16 protein-coding genes and 2 tRNA genes are annotated in these 22,603 nt (G+C 70.9%); 4 read left to right on the top strand and 14 right to left on the bottom strand.

Features of this window, described 5'->3' with window-relative positions:
• Positions 1-4: 4 nt before the first annotated feature.
• A complete protein-coding gene (gene lepA, locus ACFPA8_RS03645) occupies positions 5-1,876 on the bottom strand; it encodes a translation elongation factor 4 (protein WP_386442116.1) in 1,872 nt (623 codons plus the stop codon).
• Positions 1,877-2,095: 219 nt separating this feature from the next.
• On the opposite strand from lepA, the gene rpsT reads away from it, so the two are divergent.
• On the top strand, positions 2,096-2,362 hold the full coding sequence (gene rpsT, locus ACFPA8_RS03650; protein ID WP_045863331.1) for a 30S ribosomal protein S20: 267 nt from the start codon (positions 2,096-2,098) through the stop codon (positions 2,360-2,362).
• A gap of 325 nt (positions 2,363-2,687) precedes the next feature.
• On the opposite strand, the gene holA is transcribed toward rpsT, so the two are convergent.
• Complete coding sequence (gene holA, locus ACFPA8_RS03655; protein ID WP_386442120.1) at positions 2,688-3,677, bottom strand: DNA polymerase III subunit delta; 990 nt, start codon at positions 3,675-3,677, stop codon at positions 2,688-2,690.
• A 55-nt stretch (positions 3,678-3,732) separates the two neighbouring features.
• Here holA and ACFPA8_RS03660 point away from each other — a divergent pair, with 55 nt between their 5' ends.
• Complete coding sequence (locus ACFPA8_RS03660) at positions 3,733-3,981, top strand: hypothetical protein (protein WP_386442123.1); 249 nt, start codon at positions 3,733-3,735, stop codon at positions 3,979-3,981.
• Between the two features lie 50 nt (positions 3,982-4,031).
• On the opposite strand, the gene ACFPA8_RS03665 is transcribed toward ACFPA8_RS03660, so the two are convergent.
• Positions 4,032-7,322 carry a carboxyl transferase domain-containing protein gene (locus ACFPA8_RS03665; protein WP_386442126.1) on the bottom strand — a complete coding sequence of 1,097 codons (3,291 nt, stop codon included), beginning with the start codon at positions 7,320-7,322 and terminating at the stop codon, positions 4,032-4,034.
• 227 nt (positions 7,323-7,549) lie between these two features.
• Between ACFPA8_RS03665 and ACFPA8_RS03670 the strand changes: the two genes are divergently transcribed.
• Complete coding sequence (locus ACFPA8_RS03670) at positions 7,550-8,209, top strand: TetR/AcrR family transcriptional regulator (protein WP_386442129.1); 660 nt, start codon at positions 7,550-7,552, stop codon at positions 8,207-8,209.
• Between the two features lie 140 nt (positions 8,210-8,349).
• Here the strand turns inward: ACFPA8_RS03670 and ACFPA8_RS03675 are convergent, their stop codons facing one another.
• From ACFPA8_RS03675 to ACFPA8_RS03705, 7 genes are all read right to left on the bottom strand, one after another.
• Positions 8,350-8,844: a nuclear transport factor 2 family protein gene (locus tag ACFPA8_RS03675; RefSeq protein ID WP_386442132.1), complete on the bottom strand. Its 495-nt coding sequence runs from the start codon at positions 8,842-8,844 to the stop codon at positions 8,350-8,352.
• Between the two features lie 63 nt (positions 8,845-8,907).
• Positions 8,908-11,622: a ComEC/Rec2 family competence protein gene (locus tag ACFPA8_RS03680; RefSeq protein ID WP_386442135.1), complete on the bottom strand. Its 2,715-nt coding sequence runs from the start codon at positions 11,620-11,622 to the stop codon at positions 8,908-8,910.
• Complete coding sequence (locus ACFPA8_RS03685) at positions 11,619-12,515, bottom strand: helix-hairpin-helix domain-containing protein (protein WP_386442138.1); 897 nt, start codon at positions 12,513-12,515, stop codon at positions 11,619-11,621. The genes ACFPA8_RS03680 and ACFPA8_RS03685 overlap by 4 nt, the downstream gene beginning before the upstream one ends.
• A gap of 910 nt (positions 12,516-13,425) precedes the next feature.
• Positions 13,426-14,271, bottom strand: a complete 846-nt coding sequence (locus ACFPA8_RS03690) for a DegV family protein (protein WP_386442815.1) — start codon at positions 14,269-14,271, stop codon at positions 13,426-13,428.
• A 44-nt stretch (positions 14,272-14,315) separates the two neighbouring features.
• Positions 14,316-14,951 carry a hypothetical protein gene (locus tag ACFPA8_RS03695; protein ID WP_386442141.1) on the bottom strand — a complete coding sequence of 212 codons (636 nt, stop codon included), beginning with the start codon at positions 14,949-14,951 and terminating at the stop codon, positions 14,316-14,318.
• 141 nt (positions 14,952-15,092) lie between these two features.
• Positions 15,093-17,966 carry a leucine--tRNA ligase gene (gene leuS, locus ACFPA8_RS03700; protein WP_386442144.1) on the bottom strand — a complete coding sequence of 958 codons (2,874 nt, stop codon included), beginning with the start codon at positions 17,964-17,966 and terminating at the stop codon, positions 15,093-15,095.
• A 629-nt stretch (positions 17,967-18,595) separates the two neighbouring features.
• A tRNA-Ala gene (locus ACFPA8_RS03705) sits at positions 18,596-18,668 on the bottom strand.
• A 169-nt stretch (positions 18,669-18,837) separates the two neighbouring features.
• Between ACFPA8_RS03705 and ACFPA8_RS03710 the strand changes: the two genes are divergently transcribed.
• Positions 18,838-20,175: a glycosyltransferase 87 family protein gene (locus tag ACFPA8_RS03710; protein ID WP_386442147.1), complete on the top strand. Its 1,338-nt coding sequence runs from the start codon at positions 18,838-18,840 to the stop codon at positions 20,173-20,175.
• A 36-nt stretch (positions 20,176-20,211) separates the two neighbouring features.
• On the opposite strand, the gene ACFPA8_RS03715 is transcribed toward ACFPA8_RS03710, so the two are convergent.
• From ACFPA8_RS03715 to rsfS, 4 genes are all read right to left on the bottom strand, one after another.
• The gene (locus ACFPA8_RS03715; RefSeq protein WP_028432648.1) at positions 20,212-20,445 is read right to left on the bottom strand and encodes a hypothetical protein; all 234 of its coding nucleotides are present in this window, start codon (positions 20,443-20,445) and stop codon (positions 20,212-20,214) included.
• A gap of 707 nt (positions 20,446-21,152) precedes the next feature.
• A tRNA-Ala gene (locus tag ACFPA8_RS03720) sits at positions 21,153-21,225 on the bottom strand.
• 184 nt (positions 21,226-21,409) lie between these two features.
• Complete coding sequence (locus ACFPA8_RS03725; protein WP_386442150.1) at positions 21,410-22,084, bottom strand: histidine phosphatase family protein; 675 nt, start codon at positions 22,082-22,084, stop codon at positions 21,410-21,412.
• Entirely contained in the window at positions 22,081-22,539 is a 459-nt protein-coding gene (gene rsfS, locus ACFPA8_RS03730) for a ribosome silencing factor (RefSeq protein ID WP_386442153.1), read from the bottom strand. The genes ACFPA8_RS03725 and rsfS overlap by 4 nt, the downstream gene beginning before the upstream one ends.
• Positions 22,540-22,603 lie beyond the last annotated feature (64 nt).

The following is a 22,603-nucleotide window of genomic DNA, read 5'->3' on the forward strand; positions in this document are numbered from 1 at the left end:
GCGGCTACTTTTTCGCCTTGCTCCCGTCGGCAGCCCCGCTGTCCGTGGAGAGCGCCGCGATGAACGCCTCCTGCGGGACCTCCACCCGGCCGACGACCTTCATCCGCTTCTTGCCTTCCTTCTGCTTCTCCAGCAGCTTCCGCTTACGGGAGATGTCGCCGCCGTAGCACTTCGCGAGGACGTCCTTGCGGATCGCACGGACCGTCTCACGTGCGATGACCCGGGCGCCGATCGCGGCCTGGATGGGCACCTCGAACTGCTGGCGCGGGATGAGTTCACGCAGCTTGTTGGCCATCCGGGAGCCGTAGGAGTACGCCTTCTCCTTGTGGACGATCGCGGAGAAGGCGTCCACCTGGTCGCCCTGGAGCAGGATGTCGACCTTGACGAGGTCGGCGCTCTGCTCGCCCGTGGGCTCGTAGTCGAGCGAGGCATAGCCGCGGGTGCGGGACTTCAGGGCGTCGAAGAAGTCGAAGACGATCTCTGCCAGCGGCAGCGTGTAACGCAGCTCGACCCGCTCCTCGGACAGGTAGTCCATGCCCTGCAGCGCCCCGCGCCGCGACTGGCACAGCTCCATGATCGCCCCGACGAACTCGCTGGGAGCGATGAGCGTCGCCCGCACGACCGGCTCGTGGACCTTGTCGATCTTCCCGCTGGGGAACTCGCTCGGATTGGTGACGACGTGCTCGGTGCCGTCCTCCATCTCCACGCGGTAGACGACGTTCGGAGCCGTGGCGATCAGGTCGAGCCCGAATTCACGCTCCAGCCGCTCCCTGATCACCTCCAGGTGCAGCAGCCCGAGGAAGCCGACGCGGAAGCCGAAGCCGAGCGCCACGGAGTTCTCCGGCTCGTACGTCAGCGCCGCGTCGTTCAGCTGCAGCTTGTCCAGGGCGTCGCGCAGCTCGGGATAGTCGGAGCCGTCCAGCGGATACAGACCGGAGAAGACCATCGGCTTCGGGTCCTTGTAACCGGGGAGTGCCTGCTCGGCGCCCTTGGTGAAGTGGGTCACCGTGTCGCCGACCTTGGACTGGCGGACGTCCTTCACACCCGTGATCAGATAGCCGACCTCGCCGACGCCGAGGCCGTCGGCCACCGTCATCTCCGGCGAGTTGGTGCCGATCTCCAGCAGTTCGTGCGTGGCGCCCGTGGACATCATCCTGATGCGCTCGCGCTTGCCGAGCTGCCCGTCGACGACCTTGATGTAGGTGACCACGCCCCGGTAGGCGTCGTAGACCGAGTCGAAGATCATCGCGCGGGGCGGTGCGCCGGCGTCGCCCACCGGTTGCGGGACCTGCCTGACGACCTCGTCCAGCAGCTCCTCGACGCCCTCGCCGGTCTTCGCGGAGACCTTCAGCACGTCGTCCACGTCGCATCCGATGAGGTGGGCGAGTTCCGCCGCGAACTTCTCGGGCTGCGCCGCCGGCAGGTCGATCTTGTTGAGCACCGGGATGATCGTGAGGTCGTGCTCCATCGCCAGGTAGAGGTTGGCGAGGGTCTGCGCCTCGATGCCCTGCGCCGCGTCGACCAGCAGCAGGCACCCCTCGCAGGCGGCGAGGGAGCGGGAGACCTCGTAGGTGAAGTCGACGTGCCCTGGGGTGTCGATCATGTTCAGGATGTGCGGGGTGTCCTGGGCGCCGGTCGGCGCCCAGGGCATGCGCACGGCCTGGGACTTGATCGTGATGCCGCGCTCGCGCTCGATGTCCATCCGGTCGAGGTACTGGGCACGCATCAGCCGGTCGTCGACGATGCCGGTGAGCTGGAGCATCCGGTCGGCGAGCGTCGACTTGCCGTGGTCGATGTGCGCGATGATGCAGAAGTTTCGGATCAGCGCCGGGTCGGTGCGGCTCGGCTCCGGCACGTTCGATGGGGTGGCGGGCACGCAGTGTCCTGTCGGGTCTGTCGGTCTGGCGGAGGGAAGCGCTCCGGGGAGGCTCTCTGGCGATTCGCAGCCTCCATCGTCCCATGAGCGAGGGGGCGGAGCCGGATTGGGAGGCGGGAGGGCCTGCTGGTAGCCTGGCCCACTGTGCCTCGTGCGCTCTGGCAGGAGTCCACGGTGGTATGGAACGCCTCATCACCGAACCCGTAAAGGCATTTCTTCGTGGCGAACATCAAGTCCCAGATCAAGCGGATCAAGACCAACGAGAAGGCGCGTCAGCGCAACAAGGCGGTCAAGTCCGAGCTCAAGACGGCGATCCGCCGTACTCACGAGGCCGTTGCCGCCGGCGACGCGCAGAAGGCCGGCGAGGCCCAGCGCGTGGCGAGCCGCAAGCTCGACAAGGCCGTCAGCAAGGGCGTGCTGCACAAGAACAACGCGGCGAACAAGAAGTCCGCGCTCGCGCAGCGGGTCTCCTCCCTCAAGGGCTGAGACCGCCCCCGGCCGGTGCGACTCGACGGGCCCTCTCACTCCGTCCGTACCGGCTGCTTCACAGCGTGATGTCTCACACGTGAATACGCGCCGCACGCGGCCTGCGTTCGCCACGCGGGTGCGGCGCCGGTGATCGCCTCGCGATCCCTGAACAGACGAAGGTCCCGCAGTGCTTTCCCCAAGCACTGCGGGACCTTTCGCGTTCGCTGAGCGGCTGGGCGGGGCGTGTCCGGGTGCGCGGTCGGGCCCGCGCACCCGGGCGGGCCTGGCGGGCTCGGAGGGGCCAGGAAACCTCCGTCGGCGGGGTGGAGGTCGGCAGTGCCCGTCAGCGGGGACGGGCCGCCTTCGCCACTGTGATCACGGCCTGTTCGAGGGCGTACTCCGGGTTCTCGCCGCCGCCCTTGACCGCTTCGTCCGCGGCAGCCACCGCACGGAGCGCTGTCGAGACGCCGTCCGCCGACCAGCCGCGCATCTGCTGCCGCACCCGGTCGATCTTCCATGGCGGCATGCCCAGTTCACGCGCGAGGTCCCCGGGGCGCATGCCGCGCGGCGCCGAGGCGAGCTTGCCGATGCTCCGTACGCCCTGAGCCAGCGCGCTGGTGAGCAGCACCGGTGCGACACCCGTGTGCAGCGCCCAGCGCAGGGTCTCCAGCGCCTCCGCCGCCCGGCCCTCCACCGCACGGTCCGCGACGGCGAAGCTGGAGGCCTCGGCGCGGCCCGTGTAGTAGCGCGCCACGACCGCGTCGTCGATGACACCCTCCACGTCCGCAGTCAACTGGGCGCATGCGGAAGCCAGTTCACGCAGGTCGCTGCCGACGGAATCGACCAGGGCCTGCGCGGCCTCGGGCGTCGCGGAGCGGCCCAGCCGACGGAACTCGCCTCGTACGAAAGCGAGACGGTCGGCGGGCTTCGTCAGCTTCGCGCAGGCCACCTCGCGCGCACCCGCCTTGCGGGCCGCATCCAGCAGGCCCTTGCCCTTGGGGCCTCCCGCATGGAGCAGCACAAGGGTGATCTCCTCGGCAGGAGTTCCCATGTACGCCTTCACGTCCTTGACGGTGTCCGCCGACAGGTCGTGGGCGTTCCGTACGGCCACGACCTTGCGCTCGGCGAAGAGCGAGGGACTGGTCAACTCGGCCAGCGTGCCCGGCTGGAGCTCCGCCGCCGCGAGCTCGCGCACGTCGGTGTCGGCGTCGGCCGCACGCGCCGCCGTGATCACCTCCCGCAGCGCACGGTCGAGCAGCAGCTCCTCCTGCCCCACGGCCAGCGTCACGGGGGCCAGCGGGTCGTCCGTCGTCGTCTTGCGCGTACCAGCCATCGCCGAACAGCATCCCACGGCGGACTGACACTTCCTGCTGCCGCAGAATGCAGGGGTGACTGACGTACGACACATCCTGGTGCTGCCCGACCGGGAATCGGCCGAGGAGGCCGCCGAGGAGCTGAAGAACCGCTTCGCGGGACCGCACGAGGAACCGCAGCTGGTGCGCGAGGAGCTCGCCGGGGAGGACGACGCCGAGGACGCGCAGTGGCTCGTCGTCCTCGAAGCCCCGCAGGGGCGTTACGACCCGCAGCTGCTGGACGCGCTCGCCGGCGAGTACGAGGGTTGGCTGGAGAGGGAGTGAGCGGATCGACAGTGCTGCCGTCCTGCGCGGTTCCTCGCGGGTGACGGCCGTTACCAGGTGTCCACGTACGGGCGCCGCTTGCCGTCCCGCCGCACCGGCCCGTCGTGCCGGCCCTCCCGGAAGTGGCCCCGGAAGGCGGCGGTGATCCAGCTGCGGCTGTCGGCGGGGTCGATGACGTCGTCGATCTCCAGGACCGTGGCGGCGTTGAGCGCCTTGCCCTTGACGTAGAGCTCGTCCACGCGTTCCCGGAAGGCGCGTTCACGTTCCGCGGGGTCGGTGATCTTCTCGAGTTCACGTCGGTGGCCCAGCCGTACCGCACCCTCCAGGCCCATCGCGCCGATCTCGCCGCTGGGCCATGCGCCGGTGGCGACCGGAACACGCGTCGATCCGCCGAACATCGCCATCGCGCCCAGCCCGTACGCCTTGCGCAGCACCAGGGCGCACACGGGTACCGACAGATTGGCTCCCGTGACGAACAGCCGGGCGAAGTGCCGGACGGTGGCGGTGCGTTCGGATTCCGGGCCGACCATGAAGCCGGGAGTGTCACAGAGTGAGACGACCGGCAGTCCGAAGGCGTCGCACAGCTGGAGGAAGCGGGCCGCTTTGTCGGCCGCGTCGCTGTCGACGGCGCCGCCGAGATGGGACGGATTGCTGGCGATCAGGCCCATGGGACGGCCCTCGATCCGGATCAGGGCGGTGACGATCCCGGCACCGAAGCCCCGGCGCAGCTCCATCACCGAGCCGGTGTCGGCCAGCCCTTCGACCGCCTCGCGCACCTCGTACGCGCGACGGCGGTTCTCCGGTACGACGTGCCGCAGCAGACGCTGGTCGGGGGCCGTCCAGTCGCTCGTCGGGCCCTGAAAATAAGCCAGATAGCGGCGTGCCGTGCGGACCGCGTCGGCGTCGTCCGCCGCGGTGACGTCGATGACGCCGTTGGCCGAGTGGACGTCGACCGGACCGACCTCGGAGGGGTGGTGACGGCCCAGCCCGCCTCCTTCGATCATGGCGGGACCGCCCATGCCGATGCTCGCCCCGGGGGTGGCGATGACGACGTCGCAGCAGCCCAGCAGCGCCGCGTTGCCCGCGAAGCAGTAGCCGGAGGCGATGCCCACCAGAGGCACGAGGCCGCTGAGCCGCCCCATCTGGTGGAACGTGCCGATGTCGAGTCCGGCGACGGCTGTCGAGTCGGTGTCGCCGGGACGTCCGCCGCCGCCCTCCGCGAAGAGGACGACGGGAGCGCGCCGGCGCTCGGCGATCTCCAGCAGACGGTCGGTCTTGCGGTGGTTCATGTGGCCCTGCGTTCCGGCCAGGACCGTGTAGTCGTAGCTGAGGGCGACGCAGTCGGCGTTCTCCGGACCGAAGACGTCCGCGTTGACGGTGCAGGTGCCGGCGACAAGGCCGTCGGCGGGAGTGTTCGCGATCAGGTCGTCGAGGGTGCGGCTGCGGCGCTGCGCGGCCAGGGCCAGCGCCCCGTACTCGGTGAAGCTGCCCTCGTCGCACAGGTCGGCCAGGTTCTCCCGCGCTGTACGGCGCCCGCGTTCGTGGCGGGCGGCGACCGCCTCGGGGCGTGCCTCGTCCAGGCCGGCGTGGTGGCGGGCGACGACTTCGGCGAGGTCTGCGCGTACGGCGTCGGGGTCGGCCGCCCGCTCCTCCAGGTGCACGGGCTCCGCGGCGCCGGCCGGGTCCAGGAGCACGACCGGGGCCCCCGCGGCGAGGGTGTCGCCGACGGCCACACCGACCCCACGCACCACACCGCCGGCCGGGGCACGTACGACGTGCTCCATCTTCATCGCTTCGAGAACGGCGAGCTGCTGCCCCTCCCGCACCCCTTCCCCGGGCCGCACGTCCAGAGAGACAACGGTGCCCGCGTGAGGCGCGCGGGCGGCATACCCGTCGGCGGGGTCGCCGGCCGGGATGCAGGAGTCGGCGACCGGGGGCGGCAGGAGGGCGGCGTGCCGTTCCGCGAACCCCGTGTCGGTGCGGCCTTCGAGGAACTCGGGCTGCCGGAGGAGCGTACGGAGCAGCGGTATGCCCGTGCGTACGCCCTCGATCTGGAACTCGTCCAGGGCGCGCCACGCCCGTTCCGCCGCGGTGGTGAAGTGCCGGGCGTGCACTACGACTTTGGCCAGCAGCGGGTCGTAGGCACCGGCGGGCTCCTGGCCGCACCGCACCCCCGCGTCGACGCGTACGCCGGGACCGCAGGGAGGCTCGAAGCGGTGCAGACGGCCGGGGGACTCGGCGCTCACCCGCACCTGTACGGCGTGGCCGCGTGGCGGCGGCGGGCCGCTCAGGCCCTGCGAGGCGAGCGACTCCCCTGCGGCGAGGGCGAATTGGAGCGCCACCAGGTCGACGCCGGTGATCTCCTCCGTGACGGTGTGCTCGACCTGGAGCCGCGGATTGGCCTCCAGGAAGTAGAACTCCTCACCGTCGACGAGGAATTCGAAGGTGCCCAGGCCCCGGTAGCCGACCTCGCCGGCCATCCGTTCCGACGCGTCGAGCAGCCGTTCCCGCACGGCGGGGTCGAGCCCAGGGGCCGGAGCCGTTTCGATCAGCTTCTGGTGCCGCAATTGCACGCTGCAGTCCCGCTCCCACAGATGCACCAGGTGGCCGGTGGAGTCGCCCGCGATCTGCACTTCGATGTGACGGGCACCGGTGAGCAGCCGTTCGACGTACAACTCGCCGCAGCCGAAGGCTTTCCGGGCCTCGGATGCACAGCGCTCCCAGGCATCGGCCAGCGGCTCCCGCCCTTCCGGCCCCCGCAGCGGCGGGGCGCCGCCCTGCGTCGGCGGACCGTCCCCCACCGGGGCTCCGCTGCTCTCGGGCCGCACCTCGCGCATGCCCCGGCCGCCTCCCCCGGCCAGCGCCTTGACCATCAGCCCGCCGCCGGGGCCCAGTGCACCCAGAAAGGCGCGGGCCTCCTCGAGCGTGGTCGGGCCGGTGGTGCCCGGCAGCACGGGAACACCGCACTTCTGCGCGAGCGCGCGGGCCCGCGCCTTGTCACCGAGCAGAGCGAGCGCCTCGGGGCCGGGCCCGACGAAGGTGATCCCGCGGTCGGCGCAGCGGCGTGCGAAGTCGGCCCGTTCGCTGAGAAAGCCCCAGCCCGGGTGCAGGAGCCCGCAGCCGGCCCGTTCCGCGACGGCCAGCAGCTCTGCGGCGTCCAGGTACGCGGTCGGTCCGGAGCCCTTCAACGCGTAGCTCTCATGGGCGAGTTGAGCATGGAGTGACCCGGCATCGTCGGACGCGTGGACGGCGACCGTACGCAGCCCCGCCTCTGCCGCGCCGCGCAGCACGCGTACGGCGGCCTCTCCTCGGTTGGCGACGAGCACGGCCGCTGATCCCATACGTCCTCCCCGCGCACTCCGTCTCCCCGCGCACTCCGTGCGCTGCACCCGTCGTGCCCCGCGCATCGTGGCCTGTCGGGTGCCCGGTGCGCCGAGTGCCGAGTGCTGAATTCGGTGGGCTGTGTTCGGTGTTCGGCGTTCGGTGTTCGGTGTGCTGCGAGCGGATTTCCCCGATCCGGTGCCGTCATCTTTATTGACACCGGCGTCAACGTCAATATGCTCCCCGCGTGGCACCACGACAACAGCAGCCATGGGCGACAAGGACCAAGCACGACCGGCGGGACGCCCACACGCGTGCGCTCCTCCTGGAGGCCGCGGGGCACGTCTTCGCCCAGCGGGGGTACGGGCCGACGACCATCGCCGCCATCACGGCGCAAGCAGGGCTCTCACGGGCCGCCTTCTACGTCTACTTCGCCTCGAAGGCAGAAGTCTTCCAAGTGCTCGCGTGGCAGGTGCGCGACGCCTTCCTCACCGCACAGGAGGTCCCGGGGACGGACCCGGACGACCCCTACGCCGTGGCCCGGGCCTCCGTCGGCGCCTTCATCGCCGCCTATGCCCGGCACCTGCCGCTGCTGGGGCTCTTCGAGCAGCGGGCACTCGACGACGAGGAGGTGGCCGGCCTGTGGTCGGAGCTCCAGCGCCGGCCGCTGCACCGGCACGCCAGATATGTACGGAGGCTGGCGGACGCCGGCCAGGCCGACCCCGTCGTCGACCCCCTCTCGCTGGCACGCGCCGTCGGGGCGATGTCGACGACCTGGGCCGGGCTGGTCGCCGCCGATCCGGACGCGTACGAGGACGCCGTCCACGACGTCACCACCATGTACCTGCACCTGCTCCGTATCAGACCAGGCGTCACGTCCGTCCCGGGCGGGATCGCACGCTCGTGACGGTGCGAACGGCCGGGAAGCATGCGGCAGCCGGGACGGCCGGCGCATTCGCGCGAGCCCGGTGATCCGGACGACGGCTGCTGCCTCGGCGGCGGCCGTCCGGTGATCCTCTGCGTGACCGTCCCGCTGTCCTCCTCCCGTCAGACTGCGAAGGCGGCTGCCACGGCCAGGCTGTCCTCGTAGACGCGGTAGGTCGTGATCAGGCCGTCCTCGACCACCAGCCGCAGGGCGAAGGGAGATTCGAACCGCTTGCCCGTGGCCCGTACGGCACCGCTGAGCCTGCCCGTCACCACCGCCTCCCCGCCCGCCACGATCACGGCCTCCACCGTGTTCCCGGCCTCCTCGGGGAGGGTGCCCGCGGCGAGTTCCGCGAAGTGGCCGGCAACGTCCTCTCGCGTGGAACGTGGGCGCATCCAGGGCACCGCCGGATTCTCCGCGATCATCCAGTCGACCCGCTCTGCGAACAGAGCCGCCACGCGCTCCGGATCACCCTCCCCCAGCCGTTGCAGGAACTGCTCGACGACGGCACGGGTACTGTCCGTGCTCCAGCCCCCCTCCGGCCGTCCGCCACCGGCCGCAGTGAGGCCGACGTTCGCCACAGCTCCTTCCGAACTCTCCGTGGTGCTGCTCTGCATTAGGGTTCCCTTCCGTCCGCATCCGTTGCCCACATGCTGCGCATCGCCGCAGCACGCCGTCGATTACCCGTCGGGTAAGGGAGGCGCCGGTGGCGGTTGCCCGCGTGGCTCTTCCCGCCGTTCCTCGCGCTGCACGACGACCGCCGGTGCGCCGTCGCCCTGCGGCGCGCTCCCCCGTATCCGCGTATCCGTGACAGCCAGCGCACCGTTGCGGTCGGTACGTCTCACAAGGGCACCGGCCGAGCGGAGCGCGGTGAGCGTTCGCGGCGCCGGATGCCCGTACGGGTTGTCCGCCCCCGCGGAGATCAGAGCGATGCGCGGACGGACCTGAGCGAGCAGCGGCGGATACTGGTAGGCAGAGCCGTGGTGGGCGACCTTCAGAACGTCCACGGGCGGCAACCGGGGATAGGCCGTCAACAGCCTGCGCTGAGCGTCCGGTTCGAGGTCTCCGGGCAGCAGCAGCCTCATGCCGCGGGCGCGGAAGAGCAGGGTGATGCTGGCATCGTTGGCGCCCTCGGGCTGTGCTCCCGTGGGTCCCGTTCTCGGCAGCGGCCACAGGGCCCGCCACGTCAGATCCCCCGCCCTCCGGCGTTCACCCGCTGTCGCACCGATGACGGGCACACCGCTCTCCCGGGCGGTGCGGTGCACGAACTCGGCCTGGCCGGGCGGCTCTTCGTACGACGTCGTCTGGATGGCTCCCACTTCCCGTCCTTTCAGCACGCCTGGCAGACCGGCGACGTGGTCGGCGTGGAAGTGGGTGAGGACGAGCAGCGGGACAGCTGAAACGTCAAGCGCACGCAAGCAGTCGTCCACCGCATCCGGGTCCGGCCCCGCGTCGACGACCACGGCCGTACCGTCCTGGCCCGCGGCCAGAGCCAGCGCGTCCCCTTGCCCTACGTCGCACGCCACTGCCCGCCAGTCGGACGGCGGCCAGCCGGTGAACGGCCGGACCAGAGGCACCGGACGGGTCAGCGCGATCAGCAGAACCAGCACGCACGCCGCACACAGCCACGGCCGGCGGGCCGGCTCGAACCGGGTACCGAGAAGCACCACCGCCACCAGCAGCACCGCGAGCAGCAGGGCGCCGCCCCAGTCGCCCGGCCAGCTGATCTCCGCTCCGGGCAGATCCGCGCCGGTGCGGGCCAGTGCGGCGATGCCTTCCGTTGGCCAACTGGCGCCCCAGGCCGCGACCTTGGCGAGCGGCATCGCGAACGGCGCCGCCGCGAGAGCCGCGAAGCCGAGCACGGTTGCCGGGGCGACCGCGAATTCGGCCAGCAGATTGCAGGGGACGGCGACCAGACTGACGTGCGCGGCGAGCACGGCAACCACCGGGGCGCAGACGGTCTGCGCGGCACCGGCGGCGGCCAGCGCCTCGGCAAGACGACCGTTGCAGCCTCTGTGCCGCAGAGCCGCGCTCCAGCGGGGCGCGAGAGTGAGCAGCGCCCCGGTGGCGAGTACGGACAGCAGGAAGCCGAAGTCGAGAGCGAGCCAGGGGTCGATCAGTACGAGCAGCAGCACGGCGGCCGCGAGGGCGGGCAGCAGGGAGCGCCGCCGCCCGGTGACCAGGGCGAGCAGTGTGATCAGCCCGCAGGCGGCAGCCCGTATGACGCTCGGTTCGGGACGGCAGACGACGACGAAGGCCAGGGTGAGCAGCGCCCCGAGTGCGGCCGTGCCGCGCAACGAGATGCCCAGCCGCGGGGCGAGGCCGCGCCGCTCGGCGAGATGAGCGGTGCCGGGCGGGCCGATGAGCACGGCCAGCATGATCGTCAGGTTGGCGCCGCTGACCGCCAGCAGATGCGTCATGTCAGTGGTGCGGAAGGCGGCCTCCAGGCCGGGAGGCAGACGTGAGGTGTCGCCGACGACCAGGCCGGGCAACAGACCGCGGGCGTCGCCGCCGAGGTCCTCGGTGGCCTCGCGGAGCCCCGCACGCAGGCTGCCGGCGGTGCGCTGTGCGGTGGAGGCCTTCCTGAAGACCGGTGGAGGCCCGTCGGCGTGGGCGCGGACCACTGCCGCGATGTCCTGACCGTGTCCGGTGCGGGAGGGAGGGAGGAGTGCGGCGTCGAGGCGCAGCCCTGTCGACGGGAGCAGCCGCAGCCACTTCGCCGTGCCCTGTCCGTCCCGCTCCCGGACGATGACGAGTACAGGCGTCCGGACGGTGCGGGTGAGCGGCCCTCCCTCCCCCGTGGCTCCTCCCTCTCTTGCGACCCCTCCCCCGGAATCCGCCCGTCCGGACGGCGTCGCGCGCCCCACCGGGCCCCGCGCAGTGACACGGGTGGCCTCGGCCTCGAAGAGCAGTGCGGCCGGGGCCTGTTGGGCACCGTGCACGCGGGGGCGCATGCGGCGAGGATCCCCCGTGACGGTCAGTTCGAGCGTCACCCGGGCGTGCTCGTCCGCCAGGCGGGGCAGCGGACCACGGCGGAGGTCCGCCGCGTGCAGGGCGGCGACAGCGCCGCCGGCGGCAGCGCTCAGCAGCGTGAGGGCAGCGGTGGTCGCGAGGAAGGGCGCACATGTGCTCCGTGCCGTCCCCCTCGTGCGTCCTGCTCTCCCCCGGGCGAGCAGCAGTCCTGCACTCCCGGCACAAGCAGCCACCCCCAGTGAGGCCACCGTTCCGGAAACGCCCAGCGCCAGGGCGGCCGCCGCCCAGGCGGCGAGAGCGGGCGGGACCAGTCGCAGGTCGGCCGGCACCTCCCGGGAGGGCGAGTCCCCGCCCGAGGGCGTCCCCGTACGGGCTCCGGGCGCCGTCGACCGCCGGGCCGGGGCTGCCCGCGTTCCGTTCACGGACTGACCCTCGGCTGGATGTCGGCAAAGCGGCGTTCGCCGATCCCGTTGACGTCCTGCAACTGGTCGACGGACGTGAATCCGCCGTTCTCCTCCCTGTATTCGAGAATGTGCTGGGCGAGGACGGGGCCCACTCCGGGCAGCGTCTCCAGTTGTTCGGCCGTCGCGGAGTTGAGACTCACGGGCTGTCCTGACGCGGCGTCACCCCCAGCACCCGCGCCACCTCCTGCCGACGCCGCACCGGCCCCGGCACCGGCACCCTTGCCCGGTTTGCCCGCTCCGCCCGCGACGATCTGCTCACCGTCGACGAGGCGCCGGGCCCGGTTGAGGCCACTGACGTCCGTACCGGGCCGCACTCCGCCTGCCGATTCGAGCGCGTCGGCGACCCGCGCTCCGTTCGGCAACCGGTAGATGCCTGGCTTGCGGACCTTTCCCGCGACATCCACCACGAGCCGCCTGCCGGACGTGTCCGGGCCCCCTGCACCCTTCGCCTGCCCGTTCGGCGCCGCGTTCTCGTCTCCCCCGGCCGACGAGGCAGGGGCGCTCTGGGCCTCCGGCGCCCGCACCTCGCCGGGACGCCCCGCCAGGAAGTGCCGCACGCCGAACCCGACAGCCACGACCAGCACGACCCCCAGGACGATCAGCGTGCGCAGCTCCGTCCCGCACCGCAGCTGAACCCACAACGGCAGTCGTTCACGCAGGGCGAGCACGAGCCCGTCACGGCGGGGAGAGGCCGGCCCGGTCCCGGCGGCTCCGCTCTCCTCCGCTCCGCCTCTCCCAGCGGCGGCAGGAGAAGTCCCGGGTCCCGCCGTCTCCGTGCCTCCCCTTCCCAGGGCGTGAGCACGCGCCGACGGCGTCCGGGCCGGGAATCCGACGGCATCCGGCCTGGACACGGGCGGCTCCTGCCTGCCCGGCGCCGCCGTCGTACGCCGGGCCCTCCCCCGCCGTACGGCGTCCCTCGCGGAGGCCACGGCAGCGGCCCGGGACAGGACCTTCACTCCGGCAGCAGCCGCCCCTTCGGGCGGTGCACCGCCCGGACAGCCACCCGAAGGGGAGGCCGCTTCCGGAGGGTCGAGCCCCGCGACCGACGGCGTCTCGGCATCGGGCACCGGGCCGGCAGCGGGGCTGCCCGGATGGGGCCCACGGATCCCCGGCCGCGTCGCGCCGGCCTCCAGCCCACCGTCACGCCCATGCCTGTCAGGTCCGTGCCCGGCCTCACCCCGGCCTGACTGCGGTCGCCGCCGGACTGGAAGCGGCGGGCGAGGAGACTCCCCTCCGGGGACTGCGCCCCCTGACCCTTCGTCCCCCGCGAATCCTCGTGTGGCCGGTGCGGCCTTCCTCGCGGCGGGCGCATCCGCGGAGATCTGCCGTGAGGAAGCCCGGGCGGCCTCGTCCAGCAGTGCCGCAGCGCGCTCCCCGACCCCGCCCGTCCGCCCCGGCTCCTCCATGCCCTCCGGCCCGCGGGAGTTGCAGACGCCGGAGACGAATCGCCTCCGGACGGGACGCGCGCGCCCCGGCGGCGCCGCCCCGCCCCGGACACGCGGCGGCCTGGAGGACCGGAAGGCGCGAGAGGACGCGGCCGCGCCCGTGGACGGGGACGGTGCCGAGGAGGGCCGAGGCCGGGCACGAGCCCGGGAGCGCAGCAACGGCCCGCGAGGCGGACGGGCCGGACGGGCAGGACGAGGGGTCCGACGGGAACGGGATCGAATGCTCATGCCGATGGACGGTAGGCATCCAGCGGAGAACTATGTGATCTTGGTCAATTCCCGGGGATAACCAGCCAGTTGTGGACAAGTGCGTCACTCACCTGAGCGACACCACAGCCCCCAGCAGTCCCGGTCCCGTATGTGCTCCGATCACCGCACCCACTTCGCTCACGTGCAGCTCGCCCAGCCCCGGCACGCGTTCGCGCAGCCGCTCGGCGAGCTCCTCCGCCCGCTGCTGCGCAGCGAGGTGGTGCACGGCGATGTCGACCCGGGCGTCGCCCGCCCGCTCCACCGCGAGTTCCTCCAGGCGGGCGATGGCCTTGGACGCCGTACGCACCTTCTCCAGCATCGCGATCCGCCCGTCCACCAGCTCCAGCAGCGGCTTGACGGCCAGCGCCGAACCGAGCAGCTTCGCCGCCGCACCGATCCGCCCGCCCCGCCGCAGGTAGTCGAGCGTGTCGACATAGAAGTAGGCGGACATTCCCTCTGCCCGCTTCTCCGCAGCCGCCACGGCCTCCTCCAGGGAGCCTCCCGCCGCGGCCGTCTCGGCTGCCTCCAGCGCGCAGAACCCCAGCGCCATGGCGACCAGACCGCTGTCCACGACCCGTACAGGTACCGGGGCGTCCCGCGCAGCGAGCACTGCCGCGTCGTACGTTCCTGAGATCTCCCCGGACAGATGCAGCGAGACGATCCCCTCGGCACCGGCCTCGGCGGCGGCCCGGTAGGTCTCGGCGAAGACCGCGGGGCTCGGACGGGAGGTCGTCACCGCCCGCCGCTCGCGCAGCGCCTCCTCCAGCGAGCGGGCCGAGATCTCGGTGCCCTCTTCGAGAGCCTGGCCCCCGAGCACCACGGTCAGCGGCACGACGTCGATGTTGTGACGGTCCAGCGCCGCCGGCGGCAGGTAGGCCGTGGAGTCGGTGACGATCGCCACCCGGCGGGACACGTGGTGGGACGTGGTGCGGGACATGGAGGGAGGCTACCGCCGTCTCACGAGGCGCTTTGCGGACGGCCCTTGTCGAGACGCGGATGCTCTCCCCGCTGCTCACGGACCTCGCCGACCTCGTGGCCTGCCCGCTCTGCTTCCTGCCAATGACGCAGGGCACCCGACTCGATCTCGATCTGCCGGCGCAGCGCGCCGAGTCCCTCGGCGTCGTGCTGTCGCGCACGGTCCTGCGCAGCGAAACGCAGCGACTCCGCAGACTCCCTGATCTGGGCGACCCGTTCCCGAACGTCGGGCAGCAGCGCGGCAGTCCGGGCCTTGTCGGGTTCCTTCTCCATCAGCAGCCGCAGCTCACCGTCCAGCTGCCGCGCGTGGTCGTGCAGCCTGTTCAGCAGGCCGACGGCTTCCTGGAGCGAAGGGTCCCTGCTGACGTCCGCCTCCAACGCGCGGCGTGTGCCGTCGATGGAGGCGCGCAGCTCAAGACGCTTACGGGCCAGCTCCCCCACCGCCCCGGGCTGCGCGCTCTTCGCGCGCAGCGTGGTCTCCTCGACGGTCCGGCGGACCTGCTCGCCGGTGCGTTCCACGCCCCGCTGCACTGCCCGCGTGACGCGCACTGCGGCGATGACGCCGAATGTCACGAACAGCACGAAGAGCAGCGCCAGTACGCCGATGACGAATTCCACGAGCGCTCCTTCGTCCGTCCGCAACGGGCCGTTCCCTCACAAGCGTAAACGGCCGGGGCCGTCCCGGCGTTCCTCAGAACCCGGACCGGCCCCGCAGCGTTCCCGTAGGGGTCGCCCCCGCCCCGAGGGGCCGCCGAACGGCTACGCGGGTACGACGTTCACCAGCTTCGGAGCCCGGACGATCACCTTCCGGATTCCCGCGCCGCCCAGCGCTCCGACGATCGCGGGCTCGGCAAGCGCCTGCGCCTCCAGGTCCGCCTCCGAGATCGAGGGCGAGACCTCCAGCCGCGCCTTGACCTTGCCCTTGACCTGCACGACGCACGTCACCGTCTCGTCGACGAGGTAGGCCGGGTCGGCCACCGGGAAGTCCTGGTACACGATGCTCTCCTCGTGGCCCAGCTTCCGCCACAGTTCCTCACCGATGTGCGGAGCCAGCGGAGCGATCAGCAGCAGCAGCCTCTCGGCGACCGTGCGCGGGACCTCGGACAGCTTGGTGACATGGTTGTTCAGCTCCGTGATCTTGGCGATCGCGGTGTTGAAGCGCAGGGCGCTCAGATCCTGACGGACGCCGTCGACGGTCTTGTGCAGGGCACGCAGCGTGTCCTCGTCCGGCTCCCCCGCGACGACGCGCACGTCCCCCGTCGACTCGTCGACCACGTTCCGCCACAGCCGCTGCAGCAGCCTGTACTGGCCCACGACTGCGCGGGTGTCCCAGGGCCGGGAGACGTCCAGCGGGCCCATCGCCATCTCGTACAGCCGCAGCGTATCCGCGCCGTACTCCGCGCAGATCTCGTCCGGTGTGACGGCGTTCTTCAGGGATTTGCCCATCTTTCCCAGCACCCTGCTGACGCGTTCGCCCTGGTAGAAGTACGCGCCGTCGCGCTCCTCGACCTCGGCGGCCGGTACGGCGATGCCACGGCTGTCCCTGTAGACGTACGCCTGGATCATGCCCTGGTTGTACAGCTTGTGGAACGGCTCGACGGACGAGACGTGTCCCAGGTCGTGCAGCACCATCGACCAGAAGCGGGCGTACAGCAGATGCAGCACCGCATGTTCGGCACCGCCCACGTACAGGTCGACGCCACCGTGCGGCATCCCCTCACGGGGACCCATCCAGTAGCGCTCCACCTCAGGGTCGACCAGCCGCTCACTGTTGTGCGGGTCCAGGTAGCGCATCTCGTACCAGCACGAACCGGCCCAGTTGGGCATGGTGTTGGTCTCACGCCTGAAACGCCGCGGGCCCTTGCCGTCGCCCAGGTCCAGCGTGACGTTCACCCACTCCTCGTTCCGCGAGAGCGGCGTCTCGGGCACCGTGTCGGAGTCGTCCGGGTCGAACGTGCGCGGTGAGTAGTCGTCCACCTCCGGCAGTTGCAGCGGCAGCATCGACTCGGGCAGCGCGTGGGCGACGCCCTCCTCGTCGTACACGATCGGGAACGGCTCGCCCCAGTAGCGCTGACGGCTGAACAGCCAGTCGCGCAGCCGGTAGTTGACCGTGCCGGACCCGATGCCCCGGCTCTGCAGCCACTCGGTCATCCTGGCCTTGGCCTCGGGCACACCCAGACCGTCCAGGGTGACGTCTTCCCCGGCGGAGTTGACGATCTTCGCGTCGTACGAGACGAACGCGTCGTCCCACTGGCCGGCGTCCGTGCCACGGCCGTCCGAAGGCTCCACCACGCAGCGCACGGGGAGCTCGAAGGCGCGCGCGAAGGCGAAGTCGCGGTGGTCGTGCGCGGGGACGGCCATGATGGCGCCGGTCCCGTACCCCATCAGCACGTAGTCGGCGATGAAGACCGGTACCCGCTCGCCGCTGACGGGGTTCGTCGCGTAGGCGCCGGTGAAGACCCCGGTCTTGTCCTTGGCCTCGGCCTGACGCTCGACGTCCGACTTGGCGGCTGCCTGCGCGCGGTATGCGGCCACAGCGGACGCGGGGTCGGCGTGCCCGCCTGTCCACACGTCGTGCGTGCCCTCCGGCCACTGGACCGGCACGACGCTGTCGACCAGCGGGTGTTCGGGGGCCAGCACCATGTAGGTGGCGCCGAACAGAGTGTCCTGACGTGTTGTGAACACCTCGATCTTCCCGTCGCCCAGCGGGAAGTCGATACGGGCGCCCTCGCTCCGCCCGATCCAGTTGCGCTGCTGCAGCTTGATGGCCTCGGGCCAGTCCAGAGCCTCCAGGCCGGACAGCAGACGGTCCGCGTAGGCGGTGATGCGCATGTTCCACTGGCGCAGTTCGGCCTTGAAGACGGGGTAGTTGCCCCGCTCGGAACGGCCCTCCGCGGTGACCTCCTCGTTCGCCAGCACCGTGCCCAGCCCGGGGCACCAGTTGACGGGGGCGTCCGAGGCGTACGCCAGACGGTATTCGCCCAGCACCTGGGCGCGCTGCACACTGTTCAGCTCGTCCCAGCGCCCGAAGCCCTCCGGTGTCTCACGTTCACCGGACTCGAACTGGGCGACCAGTTCCTCGATGGGGCGTGCCTTCTCCGCCTCGCCGTCGTACCAGGAGTTGAAGATCTGCAGGAAGATCCACTGGGTCCACTTGTAGTAGTCCGGGTCGATCGTCGCGAAGGACCGGCGCTGGTCGTGGCCCAGGCCCAGGCGGCGCAGCTGCGCCTTCATCTGGACGATGTTCGCCTCTGTGGAGGTACGCGGGTGGGTGCCCGTCTGCACGGCGTACTGCTCCGCAGGCAGACCGAACGCGTCGAAGCCGAGGGTGTGCAGGACGTTGTGGCCCGTCATCCGGTGGTAGCGGGCGTGGACGTCCGTGGCGATGTATCCCAGCGGATGCCCCACGTGCAGGCCCGCACCCGAGGGGTACGGAAACATGTCCATGATGAACTTCTTGGGCCGCGCCGCCGTCTCGGGGTCGCCGGCCAGTTCCCCGTCACCGGGGTTCGGAGCCTCGTACGTACCCTGCTTCTCCCAGAAGTCCTGCCAGCGTGCCTCGATGTCGGCGGCCAGTGCCGCCGTGTAGCGATGAACGGCCGGGGTCTCGGCGGCTGTCGTCGTCTCGGTCATCGTTCTCAAAGCTCCATGGGTCGTCCCTGCCAGCACAAATGAAAAAACCCCTCGCACAGGAGGGGACGCCGCGCCGATTCCGGTCCTTCCGACCGTGTCGGTCCGGACCGGGACTGATCAGCGCGGCCGGCTAAGCAGAAGGCGTACGGCACGCATGCGGTCAGGGTACCGCAAGCCGGAGAGGGCCCTCACCCCGGATATCCCCCCGGACGCCGACCACCCGCGGCCCTTGCGGAACGGCCGCACTGAGGCTGCACCCCACCAAGCCGCACCCCTGAGCTACAGGGTCCGAACCCCGCAGAAAAATCACGACGCCCAGCCCCGCAAAGGGTGTGCGGGCGGCTGAACCCCACAGAAAAACGATGGCCCCGGCCCACCGGGGGGCGGCAGGGGGCGAAGCCCCGCAAGGGTGTGCCCTGAGGCACCAGGGCCGAACCCCCGCAGAAAAACGACGGCCCCGGCCCACCGGGGGCGGCAGGGGGCGCAGCCCCCGCAAAGGGGTACAGGGGGCGCAGCCCCCGCTGGGGGTGCGGGTGGCGAAGCCCCCGCCACGCGAGGCGAAGCCGAGCAGAAACGACGAGAGCGAAGCCGTCCGCGCTTTCCGCGGACACACTTCGCCCTCGCACTCGTGGAGCTAAGGAGAATCGAACTCCTGACCTCTTGCATGCCATGCAAGCGCTCTACCAACTGAGCTATAGCCCCGTACATCAGTCCGCCAGGGTTTGGCCCCGCAGCGGCGTCGCCAACCTTACACGGCCTCTGCCACGTTCCGCCAAATCCAATTCCGGCACACTCACGGGCCTGTCCGTCTGCGGCGCGGCAGGTAATGTCGTCGGGCCGTCCAGGGATCACGACTCGGGAGCCGCACGCTGTGAGCACTTTGCAGCATTCCGCAGAGAGCCGGTCCCAGGCGTTCGTCAGGACGTATCTGCTGAGGCGTCCGGCAGTGGTCGCTTCGCTTCTCTGCCTGGGTTCCTTCGCCGCGTTCTGGACGGCGCAGCGTCTCACCGGCGTCTCCATGATCGACCTCATGGTGTACCGCGCCGAGGGCTGGACGGTGCGCACGGGCGGCGATCTGTATGCGATGCGCGCGACCTACGCTCAGCTGCCGAATACGTATCCGCCTTTCGCCGCACTGTTGTTCATGCCGCTGACGCTGCTGGACGTGGCCCCGATGCGCACGCTGGCGACGGCGGGGAACCTCGTACTGCTCGTGGCCTTCGTCCACTTGTTCCTGAAGTTGCTGGGACGCCCCGCACGCGCATCGCGCCCTGCGGCCACACTGCTGATCGCGTCGCTCGCCGTGTGGTGCGAACCGGTGTGGACGACGTTGCGCTATGGCCAGGTCAACCTGCTGCTGGCGACGCTCGTGCTGTGGGACCTGTCACGGCGCAACGATCACCGGTGGGCTGGGGTCGGTATCGGCGTCGCCGCCGGTATCAAGCTCACACCGGCACTGTTCGTGATTTTCCTCCTGCTGTGCGGCCTGATCCAGTGGCGGCGTCGCTCCCTGTCGGACGAACGCAGCACTGCGGCGAGTTGGTGGAATCCTCCGGTGAGAAGAGCAGCCTTCGCCACAGGAACATTCCTCGGCACAGTGCTGCTCGGGGCGATCGTCCTGCCGTACGACTCGCGCCGCTTCTGGTTCGACGCTCTCTTCCAGTCGGAGCGCGTCGGCCACACGGACATCACGGACAACCAGTCGCTGCGCGGCGTCCTCGCCCGGCTGTTGCACACCGGCGACCCGGGCTGGCCGTGGGCGGCAGTGGCCTGCGTCGTCGTGGTGCTCGGGCTGGGCGCGGCTGTTGCCGCGGCGTCGGCGGGAGAGCGACGCCTGCCGTTCGCGCCGGCATGGGCTGCCGTCGCCTGCGCCGTCACCGCACTGCTGGTGAGCCCTGTCTCCTGGTCGCATCACTGGGTGTGGTGCATCCCGCTCGTCGTCCTGCTCGGCACGGAGACGCTCCGGCGCCACCGGGCCCTGCTCTGGCGGACGTTGACGGGGACGGCTGCGCTCGTCTTCTGCTCGTACGCCCTGTGGCTGGTACCGCACGGCGTCACCGGGCCTGTACGCCCCGAACTGGACCAGAACGCCGGGGAGATGATGCTTTCGGCGGCGTACCCGGCAGCGGGGCTGGGATTCCTCGCCCTGACCGCCGTGCTTGCGGTACGCGCGCTGCGCAAGCCCGCGCCGTACGAACCGGGCCGCTGAGACGCGAGGTTGCGGACCGGGACGGTTCAGCGCACGTCAGGCCGTCGCGAAGGAGTAGAAGCGCTTGAGAGTGCAGTGCTCGTCGAGCAGCCGTCCGTAGATCGGCTCGCCGTCCAACTCGCGGTACGTCTCGATCGGGTCGCCCTTTATGATCAGCGCCCGCGCGCAGTCCTCACACCAGTACTGGAACGCGGCGTTGACCGGCTCCATGTCCCGCACGATGGGGGTTCCGCTGCCACACCAGTCGCACTTCCGGCTGTGCGCACCCATCAGGCATCAGCTCCAGCTGTGGCCGCAGGCGGTGCACACGTAGGACACTCCTCCATTGTCGCCGAGCATCTGGGCAACGTTCGATGAACCACAAGCCGGGCAGAGCAGGGTCCTTGAGGACCGCGCGGAGGCACAGGCTGATGAACGGGTGCGCAGTCGAATCGTCCGCCGACCGCCCTCGATGAGGACTCCTGCAGACATCGCACACGTCCCTCCCCTCGGGCCTCCCCCCTTCCGGCCGTCACGATTCTGCCACGTTCTCCGAAGTCTCTGGAGTCCCAGTCGGTGATCCCGGCCGGGGAGCTGCACCGAGGCAACTGCTGGATACCCGGGTTCACCAGGCACGAGGCATGGAATCTGACAAAGGGCTGCGGCGATTGTCAATTCCGCACAAGCAACGACGGCCACCGGTCCGCACGACCACGAAGCCCCCACAAAGGAGCACCGGAAGCGAACCCCGCAGCGAAACGACGACCCGCAACCCACCGGGGCGGCAAGGGACGAAGCCCCGCAAGGGTGTGCCCTGAGGCACCAGGGCCGAACCCCCGCAGAAAAACGACGGCCCCGGCCCACCGGGGGCGACGGGGCGCAGCCCCCGCAAAGGGGTGCGGGTGGCGAAGCCCCCGCCACGCGAGGCGAAGCCGAGCAGAAACGACGAGAGCGAAGCCGTCCGCGCTTTCCGCGGACACACTTCGCCCTCGCACTCGTGGAGCTAAGGAGAATCGAACTCCTGACCTCTTGCATGCCATGCAAGCGCTCTACCAACTGAGCTATAGCCCCGAGTTGTTCGCGCCCCCGATGGGGGGTTGCCGTGAACGAGAGGAATCCTAACCACTGACCAGCCCGGATGGGAAATCGGGGCGGTCAGCGCGGAGTTGGGAGGGCTCCCCGTCACGCCGAACGCCCACCGCCCACGGGTACCCGCCCGTGTCGCCGTCGCGTTCGTCCGCCGCCCGGCCCTGGCTCAGTCGTCGTCGCCGAGCACCGGCTGGGGCAGCGTGCCGGCGTTGTGTTCCAGGAGCCGCCAGCCGCGGGCGCCTTCGCCCAGCACCGACCAGCAGCAGTTGGAGAGGCCCCCGAGCGCTTCCCATGTACGCGGTTCGAGGCCCAGCAGCCGGCCGATGGTGGTCCGGATGGTGCCACCGTGACTGACCACGACGAGTGTGCCGCCCGGCGAAAGTTTCTCCAGGTTGCGTTCCACCACGGGGGCGGCCCGCTCGGCGACCTCAGTCTCTAGTTCGCCGCCTCCGCGCCGGACGGGCTCACCGCGCTTCCAGGCGGCGTATTCGTCGCCGTACCGTTCGACGATCTCCTCGTGCGTGAGGCCCTGCCACAGCCCGGCGTACGTCTCGCGCAGTGCCTCGTCGTGCGTCACTTCGAGGCCGGTGAGGGCGGCCAGCTCGGCAGCCGTCTCGGCGGTCCGCCGCAGGTCGGAGGCGAGGATGGCGTCCGGTCGCAGCGCGGCCAGCAGCCGTGCCGCCCGTCGCGCCTGGTCACGGCCCGCCTCGGTCAGTTCGATGTCGGTGGACCCCTGGAAGCGCCTCTCCAGGTTCCAGGCCGTCTGCCCGTGCCGCCAGAGGACGATCCTCCGGTCACGGCGCACAGGGTCCGGCCGGCTCCGCGGGTCCGCCTGCGTCATCGGGCGCCGTCGCTTCCGCCCCGCTCCGCCGCCTCGTAGGTCGCGTCCTGCTCCCCCTCGGCGTGCTTCTGCGCCTTGCCGTGCGAGGCCTTCGCGTCCTCGGGCAGGTCCAGCTGCGGGCAGTCCTTCCACAGCCGCTCGAGTGCGTAGAAGACCCGTTCCTCGCTGTGCTGCACGTGCACCACGATGTCGACGAAGTCGAGCAGCACCCACCGGCCGTCCCGCTCACCCTCGCGGCGTACGGGCTTGGCGCCCAGATCCTTGAGCAGCCGTTCCTCGACCTCGTCGACGATGGCCTTCACCTGCCGGTCGTTGGGTGCGGATGCCAGCAGGAAGGCGTCGGTGATGGCGAGTACGTCGCTGACGTCGTAGGCGACGATGTCGTGCGCCAGTTTGTCGGCGGCTGCCTGGGCAGCGGCGTTGATCAGCTCGGTGGAACGGTCCGTAGCGGTCACAGGCGAGGCTTTCGAATCGGGGAGATCAAGGAACAAGGGGAATCGCGGAAATCGGAGAGGACAC

The sequence above is a fragment of the Streptomyces ovatisporus genome, from assembly GCF_042653885.1.
Lineage (GTDB): Bacteria > Actinomycetota > Actinomycetes > Streptomycetales > Streptomycetaceae > Streptomyces > Streptomyces ovatisporus.